General features: G+C 38.9%; 12 protein-coding genes. 6 read left to right on the forward strand and 6 right to left on the reverse strand.

Translation table 11 applies throughout. From position 1 onward, the window contains the following. The first annotated feature begins 106 nt into the window (after window positions 1-106). Window positions 107-1,231, forward strand: a complete 1,125-nt coding sequence (locus NYP54_RS01745; RefSeq protein WP_283156893.1) for a CoA transferase — start codon at window positions 107-109, stop codon at window positions 1,229-1,231. Continuing rightward, window positions 1,200-3,650, forward strand: a complete 2,451-nt coding sequence (locus NYP54_RS01750) for a mechanosensitive ion channel domain-containing protein (protein ID WP_283156894.1) — start codon at window positions 1,200-1,202, stop codon at window positions 3,648-3,650. Before NYP54_RS01745 ends, NYP54_RS01750 begins: the two co-directional genes overlap by 32 nt. A gap of 55 nt (window positions 3,651-3,705) precedes the next feature. On the opposite strand, the gene NYP54_RS01755 is transcribed toward NYP54_RS01750, so the two are convergent. After that, window positions 3,706-4,647, reverse strand: a complete 942-nt coding sequence (locus tag NYP54_RS01755; protein ID WP_283156895.1) for a LysR family transcriptional regulator — start codon at window positions 4,645-4,647, stop codon at window positions 3,706-3,708. Window positions 4,648-4,965: 318 nt separating this feature from the next. On the opposite strand from NYP54_RS01755, the gene NYP54_RS01760 reads away from it, so the two are divergent. From NYP54_RS01760 to NYP54_RS01770, 3 genes are all read left to right on the forward strand, one after another. Further along, the gene (locus NYP54_RS01760) at window positions 4,966-9,339 is read left to right on the forward strand and encodes a hypothetical protein (protein ID WP_283156896.1); all 4,374 of its coding nucleotides are present in this window, start codon (window positions 4,966-4,968) and stop codon (window positions 9,337-9,339) included. 173 nt (window positions 9,340-9,512) lie between these two features. After that, the gene (locus NYP54_RS01765) at window positions 9,513-11,936 is read left to right on the forward strand and encodes a DUF1554 domain-containing protein (RefSeq protein ID WP_283156897.1); all 2,424 of its coding nucleotides are present in this window, start codon (window positions 9,513-9,515) and stop codon (window positions 11,934-11,936) included. 34 nt (window positions 11,937-11,970) lie between these two features. Further along, window positions 11,971-12,579 carry a hypothetical protein gene (locus NYP54_RS01770; protein WP_283156898.1) on the forward strand — a complete coding sequence of 203 codons (609 nt, stop codon included), beginning with the start codon at window positions 11,971-11,973 and terminating at the stop codon, window positions 12,577-12,579. A 3-nt stretch (window positions 12,580-12,582) separates the two neighbouring features. On the opposite strand, the gene NYP54_RS01775 is transcribed toward NYP54_RS01770, so the two are convergent. Then, entirely contained in the window at window positions 12,583-13,713 is a 1,131-nt protein-coding gene (locus NYP54_RS01775; RefSeq protein WP_283156899.1) for a CoA transferase, read from the reverse strand. Between the two features lie 33 nt (window positions 13,714-13,746). Continuing rightward, window positions 13,747-14,511 (reverse strand): enoyl-CoA hydratase-related protein, encoded by a 765-nt coding sequence (locus tag NYP54_RS01780; RefSeq protein ID WP_283156900.1) that lies wholly within the window; start codon window positions 14,509-14,511, stop codon window positions 13,747-13,749. 433 nt (window positions 14,512-14,944) lie between these two features. Here NYP54_RS01780 and NYP54_RS01785 point away from each other — a divergent pair, with 433 nt between their 5' ends. Continuing rightward, window positions 14,945-17,173: a glycosyl hydrolase family 18 protein gene (locus NYP54_RS01785; RefSeq protein WP_283156901.1), complete on the forward strand. Its 2,229-nt coding sequence runs from the start codon at window positions 14,945-14,947 to the stop codon at window positions 17,171-17,173. 18 nt (window positions 17,174-17,191) lie between these two features. On the opposite strand, the gene NYP54_RS01790 is transcribed toward NYP54_RS01785, so the two are convergent. The 3 genes from NYP54_RS01790 to NYP54_RS01800 all read right to left on the reverse strand — a co-directional run bounded on the left by NYP54_RS01790 (window position 17,192) and on the right by NYP54_RS01800 (window position 19,370). Beyond that, a complete protein-coding gene (locus NYP54_RS01790) occupies window positions 17,192-17,380 on the reverse strand; it encodes a hypothetical protein (RefSeq protein WP_283156902.1) in 189 nt (62 codons plus the stop codon). 137 nt (window positions 17,381-17,517) lie between these two features. Next, window positions 17,518-18,141 carry an NAD(P)H-dependent oxidoreductase gene (locus NYP54_RS01795; RefSeq protein ID WP_283156903.1) on the reverse strand — a complete coding sequence of 208 codons (624 nt, stop codon included), beginning with the start codon at window positions 18,139-18,141 and terminating at the stop codon, window positions 17,518-17,520. A gap of 11 nt (window positions 18,142-18,152) precedes the next feature. After that, a complete protein-coding gene (locus tag NYP54_RS01800) occupies window positions 18,153-19,370 on the reverse strand; it encodes a pyridoxal phosphate-dependent aminotransferase (protein WP_283156904.1) in 1,218 nt (405 codons plus the stop codon). Window positions 19,371-19,401 lie beyond the last annotated feature (31 nt).

Genomic DNA, 19,401 nt, shown 5'->3' on the forward strand with positions numbered 1-19,401 from the left:
AGCACTTCGCATGATTTAAAATTTAAAATATAAAATATCAGCAAAGCAATTTTTTTTATCTATACTCAAACTTGTCAAAAGCTAACAAAGAAACAAGGAGTTTGTGATGAAACCATTTGACGGATTATTAATTGCTGATTTTACCCATGTGTTATCAGGACCGTTTTGCACCATGCTATTGTGTGATCTCGGTGCCAGAGTAATCAAGCTTGAGCGCCCTGAAGTTGGTGAAGATTCACGCCAATTTGGTCCCTTTATCGATGGGATTTCCATGTATTTTGAAACAGTCAATCGAGGCAAAGAAAGTATTGGTGTTAATCTTAAAGATCCTAATGATCTAGCACTTGTTAAAAACATTATCAAACAGGCCGATGTTGTGGTTGAGAACTTTCGCCCAGGCACCATGGCTAAGCTTGGTCTTGATTATGACTCTCTTTGTAAACTTAATCCTCGGGTAATTTTCGCCTCTATCTCAGGCTTTGGACAATCTGGTTCGATGTCTCAGTTGCCTGCCTATGATGAGTTAATTCAAGCAATGAGTGGCTTTATGAGTGTCACCGGTGAGCCCGATGGTCCACCAATTAAAGCAGGTCCATCAGTTTCTGATATGCTTGCTGGTGTGTATTGCTTCTCGGCAATTGCTACAGCGCTTTATCAGCGTGAGAAAACAGGCAAAGGTTGCCAAATCGATATTGCCATGTTTGATGCAATGTTGTCATTTTTAGAAAGTGACGTCGTCTCTGATAAAATGTTGCATAAAATCCCTAGCCGGATTGGTAACAAGCACCCCAATATCTCACCCTTTAGCACCTTTAAATGTAAGGATGATGATATTGTTATTTGTGCGGCAACCGATAAGCTTTTTGCTTCTGCTTGTGACATTATGGGACTTGATCAACTTAAAAATGATCCAAAATGCCAGAGCAATAAAGATCGCTTAGCACATAACGATCTTATAAAAGCTGCCTTTGAAAAGTCGCTTGGTAACGATATTGTCGCTAACTGGTATGACAAGTTTGTGAAAGCCGGCGTTCCTGCGGGTCCCATTAATAATGTCAATCAAGCCCTTAGTCTTAAGGTTGTTAAAGAACGTGATATGATTGTCAAAGCGGGGAAATATCAGCTTCCTGGATGTCCATTGAAGTTCTCAACCAATAAGGAAACCGGCACAAGAAAAGAAGCACCTAAGGTAGATGCTGATGGCGCCAAAATTAAGAAAGAATTTAAATAATCGCTCTTTGATCATGCAATTAGCTTATATTCTACGCTTTTGCCTCTTGCGTATGTTTTGTCGTGGATTTAGCGCTGCCATTTTGTTTGTTTTTTTATCACATTTGGCATTTGCACAACAACTTGAAGATAAAAATCAGCCAACGATGATGGCAGCGCATTACAATGCTTTATTAACTGCCTTTAACACTGATTTACACATGACACAAACACTACTGCATGATATTAAGCTTAGGATATATGAGCCTGATATTAGCCAAAAACAATATGCCTTTTTTACCAAACAATTAGATTTCGTGCGCCAGAAATTCTATCAATATCAAATTGAACTGATTAATGAAAGGCATAAACTAAGTCATGAACTGACTTCTTTTGAAGAAATCAGTCAACCAGGATCTATTCGTGATTTGAGTAATGGTATCGCGCTATTTAAACGCGTGCATGCCGATATTAATAAGCTTAAAGAGGCACAACAACAAGCACAAGAAATCATTAAAGCAACAAACCATCTACTGCTTAAACTCTCCGATCATGAGCGTTTAATCAATGAAATTAAAGAGCTGAAATCAACACCATTTATGATCTCACCACATTCATTTATAACGTCATTTAAAGAGTTTAACGCTTATTTTAATGATACTCATTTCAAGAAACATCATCTGGTTTTCCCCACCAATGGGCAGCTGATCTTAGGTGCGTTATTGCTGCTGTTACTACTGGCGAATATGACTTATCGTAAGCGACTGCAAGCTAAGCTTTACTTTTATCTGCGCCATTATGTTTATCGTTATATTTATTTACGCGTGTTTTCTACCTATTTCAATGAAATAAGCTACTTATTTACGCGTAGTATTTTTCCAGCATGTTTGCTGTATCTCATCTACTGCATTGTTTCCATTGATCAAAACCCGCTCAATATTATTAATATCATGGTTAACGCCTTGGTGCTGAGCTTGATCTTTTATGTATTATTTAGCACCACCATCAGAAACTTACTACATCTTAATTCATCTCAAAATAAATCTAGCCATCGATATGTTCGCCCCTTAGCTTTTGTGAGCTCAATGATTATTTTTATAGAGCACATAAATCCGATTGCTTTTGGCTTTAATATTGAGCCCTTTCTCATTGACTATGCTTACGCTCGCGTTTTTTGCATGCTTATCTTAGGTATTGTTCAACTCATATTACTCATAAAGCTATATTTGAGTTACGCCAAAACGCACCACTTTCATTCAAGTCGCTATGGCTTACTTGTCTTACATTTTCTGCTCATACTCTATAGCTTATATGTTGTGATGGTGCTCATCGGTTTTGGCAATCTGGCATCGATTGGTTTTTATAAGTTATTGCAAACCTTATGGGTAATTTATATCGCCAGTCAAATAACACGTTTGATTGCTTTTTTATTAACACCATTAAGTGCGCTTAAGCTCCAACGCATTGCTCCGCGCAAAAAACATACCAAAGCCCATGCAATTGTTGTCTATCACTGGTTAAAGCTCATTGGCATTATTATTAGCTATATGTCTGCGCTACTTCTTATTACCCTATTATGGGGTGTCGAAGCCAATGAGTTAAATGCGATGATGGTTTATCTTTTTACGACACCTTTTCCTATTAGTGACAATCAGATTTTTTCTGTTATGCATATTTTCAACGCATTAGCTATTTTCCTGATTTGCTACGTGGCTTTATTGATTGTCAAATGGATGATTCAACGCCTGATTGTTCATTATTTAACCATAGAAGCTGGTACAAAATACGCGCTTGATAAGTGTCTTAACTATCTGGTATTTATTTTTGCAATTGTTATTCTTATTTACGCCATGGGGGTTAGCACACATGCATTAACTTTTATCATCAGTGGTTTATCCATTGGTATTGGTTTTGCACTACAAGATGTCATCAAAAACTTTTTTTCAGGGTTTATTCTACTGATTGAGCGCCCTATTAAAGTTGGCGATATGGTGCATTGCGGTAATGATCTAGGATTTGTTAAACACATCAATATTCGCACGACCATTATTGAAACATTTGATAAAAACACTTTAGTCATCCCTAATAGCCTTTTGATCAATGATAAATTAAGCAATGAAACCATTAATCCTTTAAGCCGCGCTAGCATTAGTATTGGCGTTGGTTATAACAGTGACCCTGAAGTGGTGAGAAATATCCTATTACAAGTTGCTGAAAATAATCAGTATGTCTTTGATGATCCTAAGCCATCGGTGAAATTTAATGACTTTGGCGACTCAGCACTTATTTTTGTCCTTAAGGCGTTTGTTAATAAGCTTGAGCAAAGCAAAGCAGAAGACAGTCTCCGACACGAGATCTTTGCAGCCTTTAAAGTTCATAATATCGATATCCCTTTTCCACAATTGGACATTCAATTTAAAAATATGCGACGACCTTCTTAAGGTCTCATCACAATAGATATGGTGGGTTACTGACTTCTGTCATTTAGCACCCTAATCACCCCCAATATTCTAGATTATTTAAAGTATCAATCATTGCCGTAATAACTTTTTTAATGATCGGATTTTTATAGGATTCACTATTCACAAGCAGATAGGTTGTAAATGGTTTACTCGATAAGTTAGGTAATATATTCACCAGTGTTTGATGATCTGATTTCACGACCGACTCTGGAATCAAGCTCACTCCATAGCCTAATTTTGTTAACTTATACTGCATAATAACCGCATCACAACCTATGCTTTGCTCAAATGTGACGGCGTGTTCATTTGGCTTATTTTGCTCATCTTGTAGCAACCATGATTTCGTCGGCAATAAGTTATTATAAATACAAATATGTTTTTTTAAGTCTTGTAAATCATTAATCGCTGGATGTGTTTTAAGATATTGTTCACTAGCATATAGCTTATGTGTCGTTTGTAAGCGCATTTTAACGAGCCATTCTTCATCATTAATTAAATGAATAAGTGCATCATGGATAAAGATCACATCAAATTGATCAAAAAGAGACTTCGAGACTGAGCCGAAATTAAGCATTTGGTAATAACTATAACTGATCATCTCAATTGAAATATCAGGATTTATTGCCAATACTGACCGCAAACACTCGTCAATAAAAAAGTAATACACCCCTATATTATTAAAAAAGCGTACCTGCATTTTTTGCGTTTGCTGCTTTTGAACCAGTTGCGAGAAACTTCGATCCATATGCTGCACCATTGCTTGCAATCTTGGGATTAGTTCAGATCCATAAGGCGTTAATTCAACTCGCCCACTTTTTGTCGTAATCACTGTATTTTTAAGATGAAACTCCAAGCGCTGAATGCGTCGTGAAATGGTTGTGCGATGCTCACCCTTAGCATCTGATAGTCCCGCAATTGAACCTATTTTAATGATATCTAACAAGGTAAGCGCATCCGTAAAAAACTCAGTATACATAACATTCCTTCGCTATTAATCAGTCATTTAATCTGCTATCAAGCATAGTTCAATCCATCTATAAGTAAAGTATGGATTCTAATACTTTTGTCCTCTGTCCTCTGTCCTCTGTCCTCTGTCCTCTGTCCTCTGTCCTCTGTCTTCTGTCTTCTGTCTTCTGTCTTCTGTCTTCTGTCTTCTGAGGAAGTGTACACAAAATGCAACAACTGGTGCAACATGTGATCTGTTTCCCATGCGCCAACCTGTTCATAATGCGACCACACAAGGTGATCACTAACTGTCATCTTGCGATGTTCAACAACCTTCGAGGAAAACATTATGAAAAAGATCACTCAACTTAACAAACTATATACTCTTTGTGCATTATCTCTTGGTAGCATCTCATTGGTTGCCTGTGGCGGTGGCGGCGGCGGTGGTAGCTCTGAAGAAAACACACCTGTTGCACAAACAAAGATCAACGCTGCAGTTACATTGGATACACCAAATAATGTAATCAATGGTGACAAAGCACTTTATAGCACGCAATTAACTGCAGAGGTTGCAAGCCTTTCTGTCAGTGCTGAGCCAGCTCAGATTATCGCTAAATACTTCTCACCACAGCTAACTACAGTACAAGCGAATGCATTAACGCATAATCTTGGCTGTTATGAAGGTTTAGCATTAAGTGCTGGTGAACATTGTGAAGATCATTATGAAGTTACATCAACCATAGAAAATGCAAGCTACCATGGTAGCCTTGTTTATGAAACAACAACGGGCACAGTAACAACGCCAATCAATATCGATTTTAAGGCTGATAATGATGCAGTATTTAATCGCTCAGACATTCAAGTGACAAGTGTTGGTTCATTCTCACCAGGACTGCAGTCAGCTATCGATATTATTAACACTTCACAAAAAGTGCTACAAAATCCACAAATGCTATTCCCAGAGTCTGTACGTGCATATATCCATCCATTAAATAGTGTATCAACATTAGCAAGTGGGCAAGCAACAACCTTAAAGTTTGAAGTAGATAATTCCGCTGAGGCACTTGCCGCATTAAAAGCATGGAAAAATGAACTTGATCAAGCGTTAGCAACAAGCGCTTTATACGTTAAAACCAATGCGCAAAAAGCGCAAAAGGTAGAATTAACACCGTCTTTTAGTTTGGCAACACTAGTAGCTGTAAATAATTCAAATGATTTTTCACGCAATGCTAATGGCAACTTAGAAAAAGTTATTACTTTAAAAAATACAACCAGTGACGTCATCAATAGCATTGATGCGCAGTTTTCACCTGTTATAGAGGGCGTAAATGCTGACTTTTCACTATGCACATTGCCACTAGCCGCTGGTGCAAGCTGTCAAATCAAAGTCATTGTCAGTCCTGAAGTCAGTAATACAGGTATTTCAAGCTTTGAGACAAATGTTACCTTTGTTACTGATTCAATTTATCATCTTGATGATTTGAAGACGACAGTAGCAATGAATACAGGTGTTGCACTAAGCCTTGATCCATTGAGTGTTTTTATTGATCATCATGATAGTGTGATTAAATTTATCAATACCGGAGATGTTAATTTTAAGCCCTCAATGCTTGCTAGTGATTATAAAGTTTACGATGCGACAGGCAAAGACATCACTAACCAGATCAGCATTTTAGAAACCTCATCATGCTTAAGTGGCAACGTTGTCGCACCTAAAGCAAGCTGCTCGCTAGTGGTTAATCCAGAAATTGCCATCTCCCAAGTTGTCCAACCGTTTAAATTAGTTATTAATAACAGCAACACAAATACTGAAGTGACCTTACCAAACTACAGCGATAACGGGATTTTTGTTGATGCAACACACACACCAAATGCTTTTGTTTCAGGTAAAGATGCCTCAATTTATGTAGTACTTGCACCTGTTGAAGCCAAAGTGCTCTACGGCTTTAAACTACCCTTTGACATGCCATACACATTAGATACCAGTGTTGAAAACAGTTGCCAAATTGGTAGTATGATTAGCACACCTTGTGTTGCCAAGCTTGATATCTCAGGGGTTGATTTAGCCAATAAAAGCCTGCTGAGTAACTTGATCATTCAATGGGGTGACTCAAGCACAGACACAGAAACACTCAATATCAAGGTTGTCGATATTAATGATCCTGAAGCAAATACGAGTGAGCTTGTGGATCTTAATGTACTATCGCAATTAAGCAGTAATGCAATTACTGTTGATAAAGAAGGCTTACATATCAGCTTAACCAACAACGCCAGCCAAGCACTACAACACTTAAGCGTTAGCGCTCCACAATGGTTAAGCGATATCGTTGATTTTCAAGCACTTAACACCTTAAGTATGCTTGCGGTTAACGAATCTCAAACACTTAGTCTACCTTTACTTGCGGGTAAAACGGTTGCTGATTTGCAACAAGTAATGATGGCACATCAAAGTGAGGTTCTTGCTAATAATGATGTTAATGCAACACTGGATAAAGTCTTTGGCTTTGCTGCAAATAATGCTGCAACCTTATTTTATCCTAGCATAGGTAACTCGCTTTATCCGACGTTTGATGATGGGATGCTCATACAAGAAGTTGTCTTTACAGCACCTGGCGTACGTTATATCCCGATTACCAATAACACGACTGAAGCACAGATAATAAGCTTTGAGCAGAATTTACCAACAGGTGTCACACTATCTCAGCAAACCTCATCTCAAGAGATGACCCTATGTCAAGAATCGATGACATTAGCCAGTGGTATGACTTGTTATGTCGCCTTTAATGCAGCAGCTGATGCCAATGAGCAGGCAGGTAACTACTTTAACCTAACATTAACACCGGATGCTCAGTCTGGATTATCGGCAACCACATTACAGATGAGTTTTAAAACCAATTTTGTTAACGAGTTAAGCATTAGTGCACCTGAGTCAGCGATCAATATTCCATTAACTGGCGTCAAACACTATGACTTAAAAATTGTCAACAATGAGCTCTTTGTTGCCTGGTTGCCATCAACGGATATTGCGAATTATCACCTAACAGGAGATGATCTAACAGGTTTACAATTAACTGACCCAAGCATGAGCCCAAGCTGCTTCACAGGATCTGCTGTTGCCAGTGGTAGCTATTGTTATGTTGGTTTAAACGTATCTGATAACAGCACAGCAGCAGAGTATGGATTAGTCTTAGATATGGGTAGTAACAGCAATTTAGCACAAGATAATCTTAATATCGGCACAGTGAATATTATTGATCATGGTGTTGCATCTGCTGAGCTTGTTGCTAATGGTCAAAATATCACAGGCGTTGTTGCAGGCTTAGGTTTTGACGTTGTCATTCATGCACCTGAAAATTGGTTTAATGAAGTTTCAACGGATCAAAGCTTCACGATTAGTTCAAGCTCGCCAGATATCCTAATCAATGGTGCAGAAAGTAGTACTTGTAGCTTGTCACAAACTCTGCAAAGTCTAACTTGCCAAGTACATGTTACGACTACTGAAGCGCTTGCTGTTGGTAGCTATGAGCTAACTATCACCGCAGATAATGATATGCCAATTAATAACTCGATCATGAGCTTTAATATCCAAAGTTATGCATGGAAAGCCTTATCACAAGTCTCAACACGTATTCGTATTGGTTCATGTGGTATCGGACATGATAACAAGGCCTATTGCTGGGGAAGTAGAAATAACTATAGATTAGGGGTTAATGTTTCTAGCGCTCAACGTAAACCTGTTGCCGTATCTCAAGGGCAAATGCCACAAGATGTTGTACTTGAAACCATTATCGCTGCTGAAGACACAAGCTGTGCGCTAGATAATACCGGACAAGCTTACTGCTGGGGGAATAATAATGATGGCAAAACAGGTACAGCGAATGGCGATAATGGTAATATTCTACAACCAACTAAAGTTGCCCAAAATGGTGTAACTTTCAAAAGTATTGTTGGCGGACAATTCCATCTTTGTGCGATCTCAGGTAATGAGGAATTATATTGCTGGGGATCAAACCAAGATAACCAATTAGCCACAGCTATTCCATCAGATGAGAATATTGATCATCCCGTTGTTATTCCTAGAGGAGATATCCCCGCATCAGAAACAGTTAAGCAAGTTGCTGTGAGCACAACCCAAACCTGTGCGCTTGCAAGTAACAACTGGATATATTGTAGTACTGAGACCAGAGATAAAGACAAGGCATCTCAATTAACGGCAATTGCCCAAGGCGCTTTGCCACAAGGTGCTCACTACACCAAGATTCAATCAGGATATGATTACTTCTGTGGACTTGCCAGTGACAATCATGCCTATTGCTGGGGGCGTAATCTACGTGGTCAACTGGGTGATAATACAACGATTGATCGCACGACACCGGTGCAGGTCAAAGCTGGAGCCATTCCAGCTAATGCAACCTTGCAAGATATCTCAGCTAACTTTAGAACTACTTGCTTACTTGCTGATAATAAAGCCTACTGCTTTGGTGACAACGAAAATTATGACCTAGGTATTGGAAATACAACTCAAAACAGAGTGCCGGTTGCTGTTGCTCAAGGTCTACTAGCTCAAGATGAGACGGTGAAATCACTGGCTGGTAACAACTGCTTTATCAGCAGCCAAGATAAAGCTTATTGCTGGGGTAATAACGAGAACTATAAAACTGGTACCAACTTAACTAATACCTACATTACAACACCTAAAGTAGTATACCCTTATAATGAATAATTTTTAATCTACTAATAACTTAAGCCTGCGACAGCAGGCTTTTTTATTGTTATCGCAAACCATCATGCACACATTACGCACAACTTGGCGCGCAATGTGTCGTTTTTTTAATCACTTAAGCTTTTTATGATAAGCAACATCTCTCAGCGTGATTAACTTTAAGGAAACTTACGATGCAATATAAAACATTAATCAAACTTATACCTTCACTCATTAGCACCTCTTTAATCAGTGCCTGTGGTGGCGGTGGAGCGGGTGCGCCCTCACCAGAACCAATCATTGGCAGCACTAAACTTAACAATGAAACTTTATTAGCACCTGCCTCTAGCATTAAAGCCGAAGGGATTGGCATCAATAAGCAACGTCTAAGCACTGAAACCACTTATAACCTGATGGCGGGTTTAAATGACTCGCAACAGGACAACATTAAGGTAATAGGCGCGCATATTGACCCACAAATTGATGGGCTTACATTGAAATATGTGGCTGATAAATCAGAGAAAAGCTGTCTTATCACCAATGATGATGGTTCGCTCACACAAGCGACATTAACTGCTAATGATAGTTGTGTGCTTAATATTGAAACCATCTACACCGGCTCGCAAACACTTCTTGATCAAGAGCTTAACTTAATTATCGAAGTGGAAAATATTGACAACAAAGTACTGCATTACCAAGGCAATTTTATTAAACAAGAAGATATCGCAACAGCACAATCATTAGCTAAAGCAAGTGTTACACCGATTACCATTCATAGTGACGGTCAGATTGATATTATTTTTAAAAATATTTCAGATAAAGCGATAAATCGCGTAGTATTAAATATCGCTGAAGATGATGATAGCAAATGGTTTATCGATCTGTTAGATGAGGCGACAAAAAAGCAATTAAATGCAAATAATCAAATCGTTGATGATGAAAAAAATATTTTGCCTGATGAGGCTGGCATTATCACTTTGCAACTTGACCCGATAAAATTAAAAACTGCCCTTGAAGATGAAGCTCATCAAGCACAACTTGTAGATAATATTAACAAGGGTCATCTTCTTAACATTGATGCCAGTAATATTGCTAAAACCAATATTGCATTAGCCTATGATAAGCGTGTACTTGTTAGTGATCGCTCTAATATCCATTTCACACAAGCAAATAGTAATATAGTCACGCTAAAGAATACCTCTAATAACCCAATTAAAATCAATCACATAGACATCACAGGCGATATTTCAGACGTTAACCTTACAGCAAACATCACAGATATTGCCCCACTATCTAATGCCATGATTATGCTTAATGCACAAGCATCGGCAAAAGGTCAAGGTGAATTAATCATTGAATATACGCACGATCATGGCATAACTGAGACAATGAATATTCCAGTAAGCATTGCCAATACCAGCATTACTCTATCTGCAATCAATAATAACAATCCCTTTGAGATACAAGACCAAAGCATTGAAGTCTCAACACAGATCACCAACAATGGTAATTTCAACTGGTATCCAGCAACAGCATCAACACAAGGAGCCTATCAAGTGCAGCGAGTTGGTGACAAGAATATTGATCACTCTTTATCTAATGCAACCAATTGTCTTAGCTTAAGCGAAACGGGATTAGCACCTCAGCAAAGCTGTGAGATGCCAATAATGACCATTAATCCAGATACACAGGCAGGCACCTATGAATTTACTCTATATGCTCAGGCTCAAGATGGTACTGTTTACACCAATCTTGATAACAATCACAGTGCTGTATTTTCAGTTATTGAAAAAGAAAAAGGACAAGCACAGTTTCAAGCAGTTGATGGCACAGCATTAACCAAGCTTCAGTTAAATAACATCGACAATAAAGCAACGATTGTGGTTAAAAACATCGGTAAAGGCGATCTTAACAACTTAAGCTTTAGCAGTGATCAAGCTGATGTACTGCATATTGATAGTCAAGCTTGTCAAGAAACCTTAACGGCAGATCAATCATGTCAAATCATTGTTAACTCTGATTATGCTGCTAATGATCCGCTTTATGCCAAGATTAAAGTATCTGCTCATAATATGAGTGAAGACAGCGCTGAGCTTCCTACTACTATTACTAAAGCAAAAACACGCCTGATATTCATAACTTATCAGAGCTTTAATGGTAATTTAGGTGGCGTTGAAGGTGCTAATGACAAATGCCAGCTTGAAGCAAGCTCTCGGGGAATGCATGGTCAATACAAAGCAGTGCTGCCGGATACTTGGCGCAGTGTTAAAGATAATATTGGTTTTGATCAAACGGCATACTATATAAATTTAAATGGTGACGTCGTGGCTGCTCCTAACACACTCTTTTTGGGCAATTTAAAAAATCCTATTGCAAAAGATACTGATAGCTATGTTTGGAGTGGATTTGCGATATATGATGATGTTTATGGCTTAAGTAGCAATTGTAATAACTGGGCAAATGATGGCACTTCAAATAGCCCTCAATATTTTGCCAATGTTGCCAATCCTTTAGCAACAGACAATTCATGGGCTGCTAAGTTTGATAGCGAGAAACACAGCTTGCAACTAGCTAGCTGTAACACGCCAAACAAACTCTATTGCGCACAAAAATCTTAATTATCAATAATTCAAATCACAAGGAACATTCATTATGAGTATTAAAAATTTAACTAAAAAGATTGGCTATTTTGGTTTACTTAACCTAAGTTTCATTGGCAGCAGCTTTGCCAACTCTAGCGTATCTATCTATGTTGACCCCGCAGTAGCAGATCTTGATGCAACGCAAACACAGTTTATCGTTGCCAGCGCATACCCTGAAGTAACACCACCAACACTAATTGTTGATACTGATAGGGTTACGATTGATATTGGTTATAATATTATGTCAGAAAACAGTGACGTTGCTAATTGGCTTAAAAACATCCGCAGCACATGCGATACTGATGATACTAACTGCAAAGCAATTGGCAGCAAAATGAGTAATCCTACAGCAGGTCTTGGTTTATACGGTGATCTTATTTTCACCTCCAAAGATCACCAACATCACTATATTTGCAAAAACGTCGTGTTAGGTGCTGTTAAACTTAGCTATTTTACAGCGACTTGGTCACTTGGCGCTAAGTCAAGCCTACCAAGAAAATATAATGAAACAACTAAAGACTGGGAACTCACCTTAAATTGTGAAAGTATTCAACAAGAGGTTAAACACATTACACTCACAGGAGGTAACAGCCTATTTAAAGTGATCAGTGTCAACTAACAATCACTTAAATTCTTTTCTTATCTTCGCTGTTGACGCACCCAATGCCTCTGGCGTATTAAGCGTATCTAGATCATGACTTCCATTAATCTTCATAGGATTCCCAGGCACAGTATAATCGCCAGCGTTAATCAGCATATTGCGTGCTTTAATCTGTGGCAGCTCACAGGCTTGTTTGATGTTATTAACGATACCATTTGGAATACCAGCATCAGTTAAGATCCTCTGCCATTCTGCTGTTGTCTTTTGCCTAAAAAGTGGTTGTACAACAGATTGTAAATCAGTGCGATTTTTAATGCGATCAGCTCCCGTTTTAAACTTAGGATCATCATGCCAATTCATTTTATCTAGTGCTTGACAGAAACTTAACCACAGCTTTTCGCCCAAAACAGCCACAATAACGGCGCCATCTTTTGTACGTAATGCACCAAAAGGTGCAGCAGCTGGGTCAATATTACCACTACAATGCTCAATTTCATTAAGTTTGGTATAAGCCACGACTTCAGCTGGCATCATTGCAAACAAACCATCTAGCATCGAAACATCAACATAGGCGCCCTTGCCATTTCGCAAGCGCCCACAATAGGCAGTCATCGTTGCCATATAGCCCCACATACCAGCACTGACATCACCGACAGGAAAGCCAATGCGTCCAGTATCTTTATCTAAATCACCATTAATTGACATCATGCCTGAATAGCCTTGTCCCACCAAATCAAAGCCTGGAGCATGCGCCATAGGTCCTGTCGTACCAAAACCTGAGATCGAGGTGTAGACGATCGCGGGATTAATTTTTTTAACCTCTTCATAACCTAAGCCTAGTTTTTCCATGACTCCAGGTCTAAAATTCTCCACAAGAATATCTGCCTTTTGAATGATCTTTTTAATCAATGCGATATCTTCTGAATTTTTCAAATCCAGCGCACAGCTTTCTTTATTGGCGTTGGCTGATGCCCAAAAAACTGAAATTCCTTCTTTGGTGAAAGGCGCCGCTGAACGCAACATATCACCATCTCCTGGACGTTCAATTTTAATGACTCGTGCGCCATTATAAGCCAAGAGCATTGTGCAATAAGGTCCAGCAAGTGCTTGGGTAAAATCCAATACTAATACATCATCTAAAACGCGTGACATTTTTCTCTCCTTGAATCTTTCATTTTTTCATTTTTATTTCTTATGATGAATCTTAGCAATAAGTGCTTCAACACGTTTAGTAAACTGTGGACTATTCAAAATCTTATGTCTCGATTCCTCAATAGCCACGGCTTCATCATAATTAATCGTCACATCATTAGCCAAAACATTAAGCTGCAATTTACTATTAGCAACTCCTTCAGCACAGCAACTAATAATTGCCTGACAGACCTCATCAACACGCGCTGAAAGTGATGTACCATCACTAAAAATGGCATTAAAAATTCCTGCATGATAGGCATCCATTGCATCGATGCTACTAGCGGTAAAAAATAGCTCTTTGGCTTTATGAATACTCATAACTGACAACCAATTTTGGTAATTACGCAATGAGAAAGGCACACCCATTTTATTGGCGGTAATAATCACCTTGCTGTCATTAGTGGCATAAACCATGTCACACACCATCAGCATATGTAAAGCACCCGCATAAACAGCACCTTCGACTTGGGCAATAATAGGTAAAGGTGATGCCGTCATTGCATCAAACATTTCAAACATCGGATCATTGGTAATCTCATCGACTGATGTCAGTTCATTTAAATCATGCCCCGCTGAAAATATGCCATGCGAAATATTGGCTTTAAGCACAATCACACGCTGTTTTTTGCGTTTTGCCTCATGAATAAATTGTGTGACGGCTTTTGACATCTCACTATCAAAAGCATTGCGTTTATCACCATTATTGATCGTTATTGTTGTAATGTTGTCATCGTGTTGACAGAGTATCTTATCCATTGAAATATCTCCTTTTCGGTTTTACAGTCCAAACGCATCGCGCCAGTGCTTCTAAGTATAGCGTGAGATTTTTAAAACAGGCATTCATTCAGTCGGTTTTTTAAACTTTACTTTTTTACCTCTTTTATCTCTTCTATATTTTGGCTATGACCATATTCCTGACCACTTTGATTGTGTAAGCGTTGGTTGAGCGTCAGTCGAAGCCTCTATGAAGTGTGATTACCCACTTCGACTGATGCTCAGTGCATCGCTTCGACTTACGCTCAGGGTACGGTGAGCACTTGTGGGTGAATATTTAATCTTATCCTATATTTTCATCTCTTTTATCCAATATGCATAAATTACGCACACCGCTGTTCATAATCTGTAGTTACAGTTGCTTGATTGTTTTGCGATCATTTTCTCTGCCTGTGCAATTATTAAGGAGAACAGCATGAAATTATCTAAACTTTATTTTCTCACATTGACGGCTTTGATCATAAGTGCTTGCGGTGGCGGCTCTGATGGCGCAAGCAATGAAACATCACCAACATCAACACCTACGTCTGAGTCAGACCATCAAACCTTACCATCATCTGAAAACACAACGATAGGAAACACAGAAAACACAGAGAACACGGAAAACACCGAGCCTGAAGTACCTGAAACCGAGGTTGAGCCGACACCAATACCATCAATTAATATCGTGCAATTTATAGTAAATGGTATTCCTGAAACAGCCGATGGCACGGTTAACTTTATTAAACCAAATCAAGAAGTTATCAGCTATAGTTTATCGGAAATGCGTAGCCAGTCAGGTGTTACCTTAACAAGCAATGACTATTCTGTTGAGTCCACTATTTTATATGAAGGGATCAATTATGTACTAACAACGGCGAGCATTTCAATACACAGTGGCATGACCAGCCCCGTTTCACTTAATTACAATGCGCTTGCCGCAGAAGCTGGCGTTATTCATATCACATTAAACAACCTTCCTAGTGGCAGCACTGAACGTTTGGTAAGTGTTTATGATAATGAATCAAACCTTGTTAATTCACAAATGACCAATAACTTCAATGTCACTTTGAGTCTTAATCCTGGCACTTATACGATTAGCTATCAAGGCTATCTTGATAATGCAAATAATCGCTACTATAGCGCAAATAACACCAACAATATAACCGTTACGGCTGCAAGCACACAAGATCTTGCGATTAGCTATTCAGCGGATAATGTTTTTTACGAGGTTGGCGCCTATTATCCTGCGTGGGGAACCTATGGACGCGATCACCAAATACACCACTTAGATGCAAAAGATCTTGATGTGCTTTATTATGCTTTTTTGAACTTTAACGCTAATGGTATTGTCACACTTGGTGATGGTTATGCCGATACGGAGAAACGCTTTACAACAAACGTTACCACTGCGCATGGTGTCTATCAAGCAGGCACATGGTTTGGCGAGGGTTCTGACAAACCTTTCTATGGTAATCTAGAGCGTATTCAACAGTTAAAGACATTGGCAAAGAACCAGTATAACAACGATTTGATTGCTGTTTTTTCTATTGGAGGTTGGACATGGTCTGGCAATTTCCCAAGTGTTGCTGCTGATCCACAAAAACGTCTAGCCTTTGCCAATAGTGCCACGGCATTGGTTGAGCAATACAATATGGACGGGCTTGATCTTGATTGGGAGTTTCCTGTATGGGGTGTGCAAAATGAGCATATCAATGCCGCTAATACGGCTATTGCTGCCCAAGGGGCTGGGATTACTAATGAGCAAAAGCAAGCAATTCTTGATCAATACTTACAATATAGCGATGCTGCTAACTATGTCGAGCTTATTAAAGTTGTTCGTCAAAAGTTGGATAACTTAAGTAACACCACTGGTAAAACCTATCATTTAAGTATTGCCATCAATCAAGCACCTGAAAATATCACCCTTAATCACTATAGTCAGATGCTACCGTATCTTGATTCGATCAACATCATGTCCTATGATGCCGCAGGAACGTGGGATAGTACCACAGGACATCAATCCCCCTTATCTGCCACAGAAGGTACTGATGCACCAAACTATACGACAACCAAAGGACAATGGAATCTCATCAGCAGTGTTGCCGCACTTAATGCCGAAGGCGTCAGCAATCAAAAAATCATCGCCGGCATTCCACTCTATGGGCGCCAGTGGGTAGAAGTAGATGTTGGATTAGCACATATTCCAGGAGTTTATCAGTCAGGTGTTACAGGACCTGGTGAGTGGGAGGATGGCAGTCTAGGATATAACTGCCTCATGGGGGATAGCTTCTCCAATGTTAAAGATAATGAAGTATGCGCAAGCTTTGCTAACACAGCATCTGATTACACCTATATTCTTGTGCGCGATAACAACAATGTATTAAGAAGTGTTGGCAACTTTGGTGAGGTGGGCATCAATGGTTATACAATCTCAGGTGTTACCTATCCATTTGATCGCATTGTTGAAAGCTATTATTACAACCCGTTGTCACGGATGTTTATTACCTATGATTCGGCAACAATGGTTAAAATCAAAGCACATTGGCTAAAACAGCAAGGGTTAAAAGGGGCGATGTTTTGGGATACTTCAGGTGATGCGCCAAACCCTGAAACCAATCCTGATCCATCACTGATTGACGCACTAGCTAACACATTTAACTAATACGATGCAGTGTTACTGTTACATACCATCCGAGCCTGTCATTGGTATGTTCGGGGTATTTTGAGCTGGTTGAACAAGACTGTGCTTGTATGCTTTATTTGAGTTTGATACATAATCGGTACCGGCATAAGCAGCAGCTAAGTTACCTGCTAAGAAAATACCGATAAATATCATTGCAATCGCTTTAAAAAATTTGTTCTTTTTCATCTTAAGTGCTCCTTTAATTATTGTTCATTTTCTGGGGTGAGTGTTATAACACCTGTCCATCATCAATAATCAAAATTAATAAAAGCTTAAGATGTCACAGCAAATAAAAATGGTTTTAGAAAAATCACATTCGATCGCTAAATTTCAATAATAACTTCGGTTGAAGCAGCACGAAACTTTTTTGGTAAATCCATGGCACTATAACCAAATGCACACATCACACCTGAAAAATCAAAATCATCAAAATTGATTTGTTTATATTCATCAAGGACTTTCTTGACATTTTCAGCTTCAAAACCCTCAATTGGGCAGCTGCTAATACCTAAAGATTGTGCGGCATTGAGTAGATTCGTTAGTGCAATATAACACTGTCTTTTTGCCCAAGCATCCGTATCTTCAACACTGAGATAGTTTTGCACTAAACCTAGGTAAGTATCCTGCATTTCTTGTGGTAAATTTCGGCGCGAAACCTTTTGACGAACATAATCACTCTTACCACGGAAGTTATGCGCTTTGCGACTTAAGATAATAACAATAAAGCTTGAATCTGTAATTTGGCTTTGATTCCAGCATGCAGGTTTTAATTTCTCACGCAATTTATCATCTTGGATCACAATAAACTGCCATGGCTCCAAACCAAACGATGATGGTGACAGCCGCCCTGCTTCTAAAATAAATGCTTTATCTTTGGCAGAAATTTTGCGTGTTGGGTCAAATTTCTTGCAAGCAAAGCGTTGCTCTAATAGTTCAATATAATTCATCATGATCCTCTTTATAATGCTTTGGCATGTACTCTTTCTTGTTTAACATAATCAACTAAGCGTTCCATGGCATCTGTTAAAACACTGACCTCATCGGCACAGCTAAGGCGTAGGTAACCTGGTGCGCCAAACGCGGAACCTGGCATAACAGCTAAATGCTTGGTTTCTAATAAATGCAAACAAAAACTCACATCATCTTTAAAGCCTAATGCTTCAATAATTGGCTGCACATAAGGGAATAAATAAAAGGTTGTCTCTGGTAATAGACAATCTATCTCTGGCACGTTTTGTAATGCCTCATAACAAAAATTGACACGTTCTTGATATATTGTTAGTTGTTCAAATAGTGCTGATCTTGGTAAATTGAGAGCTTCTATTGCAGCATACTGTGAGATAGAGCACGCGCATGACATCGATTGTGACTGATAACGCTTAAGCATATTGATCATATCCTCGGGTGCAATGATATAGCCAATGCGCCATCCTGCCATCGCATAACTTTTAGATACGCCATTAACAATGGCATAACGCGATTTTAACTCAGGCGACACTTCAATCAATGTCAGTGGACGATCTCCCCAATAAAGCATATCGTAAATATCATCACTAATGACCCAAACATCAGGGTAATCTTTTAATACACGAGCAATCATATTCAATGTTTCTTTGTGATATATCGCACCAGTTGGGTTATGTGGAATATTAAGCACTAACGCCTTTGTTTTGGTATTAAGTTTTGCTCTTAAGTCATGCTCCGTTGGCTGAAAATCATTGTGATGCGTTGTCTCCACGACTATCGGTTTACCATGCGCAAGCTTAATCATATCAGGATAAGATGTCCAAAAAGGCGAGAAGAACAGCACTTCATCACCTGCATTTAAAATACAATTAAAAATATTGTATAGACTGTGCTTAGCACCTGTTGTCACACACACTTCATTATGTTGAAAATTAAGCTGATAATCGCGGCTGTAGCGTTTCATAATCGCCTCTTTTAACTCAACAATTCCATCTACTGGTGTATATTGCGTGCGATTTTCATCAATCGCTTTTTTAGCAGCTTCTTTAACCACGCTAGGTGAATCAAATCCTGGCTCACCAACCGCCAAAGAAATCACATCTTGATGCCCTGCCTTAATAAGACTTGCAGCACGGGCTGCCATTTCAGCGGCTTTTGAACCTTCAACATTTAGCACGCGCTGACTAAAGCGTTTTGCTTGATCTAACATTTCGCTTTCGCTCCTTAAATTTATTGACTCA

The sequence above is a fragment of the Cysteiniphilum sp. QT6929 genome (assembly GCF_030035755.1).
GTDB lineage: Bacteria > Pseudomonadota > Gammaproteobacteria > Francisellales > Francisellaceae > Caedibacter > Caedibacter litoralis.

Excerpts from the sequence above, each read along its gene's own strand:
- NYP54_RS01745 (WP_283156893.1), top strand. The coding sequence starts at position 107 with ATGAAACCATTTGACGGATTATTAATTGCTGATTTTACCCATGTGTTA.
- NYP54_RS01750 (WP_283156894.1), top strand. The coding sequence starts at position 1,200 with ATGGCGCCAAAATTAAGAAAGAATTTAAATAATCGCTCTTTGATCATG.
- NYP54_RS01755 (WP_283156895.1), bottom strand. The coding sequence starts at position 4,647 with ATGTATACTGAGTTTTTTACGGATGCGCTTACCTTGTTAGATATCATT.
- NYP54_RS01760 (WP_283156896.1), top strand. The coding sequence starts at position 4,966 with ATGAAAAAGATCACTCAACTTAACAAACTATATACTCTTTGTGCATTA.
- NYP54_RS01765 (WP_283156897.1), top strand. The coding sequence starts at position 9,513 with ATGCAATATAAAACATTAATCAAACTTATACCTTCACTCATTAGCACC.
- NYP54_RS01770 (WP_283156898.1), top strand. The coding sequence starts at position 11,971 with ATGAGTATTAAAAATTTAACTAAAAAGATTGGCTATTTTGGTTTACTT.
- NYP54_RS01775 (WP_283156899.1), bottom strand. The coding sequence starts at position 13,713 with ATGTCACGCGTTTTAGATGATGTATTAGTATTGGATTTTACCCAAGCA.
- NYP54_RS01780 (WP_283156900.1), bottom strand. The coding sequence starts at position 14,511 with ATGGATAAGATACTCTGTCAACACGATGACAACATTACAACAATAACG.
- NYP54_RS01785 (WP_283156901.1), top strand. The coding sequence starts at position 14,945 with ATGAAATTATCTAAACTTTATTTTCTCACATTGACGGCTTTGATCATA.
- NYP54_RS01790 (WP_283156902.1), bottom strand. The coding sequence starts at position 17,380 with ATGAAAAAGAACAAATTTTTTAAAGCGATTGCAATGATATTTATCGGT.
- NYP54_RS01795 (WP_283156903.1), bottom strand. The coding sequence starts at position 18,141 with ATGAATTATATTGAACTATTAGAGCAACGCTTTGCTTGCAAGAAATTT.
- NYP54_RS01800 (WP_283156904.1), bottom strand. The coding sequence starts at position 19,370 with ATGTTAGATCAAGCAAAACGCTTTAGTCAGCGCGTGCTAAATGTTGAA.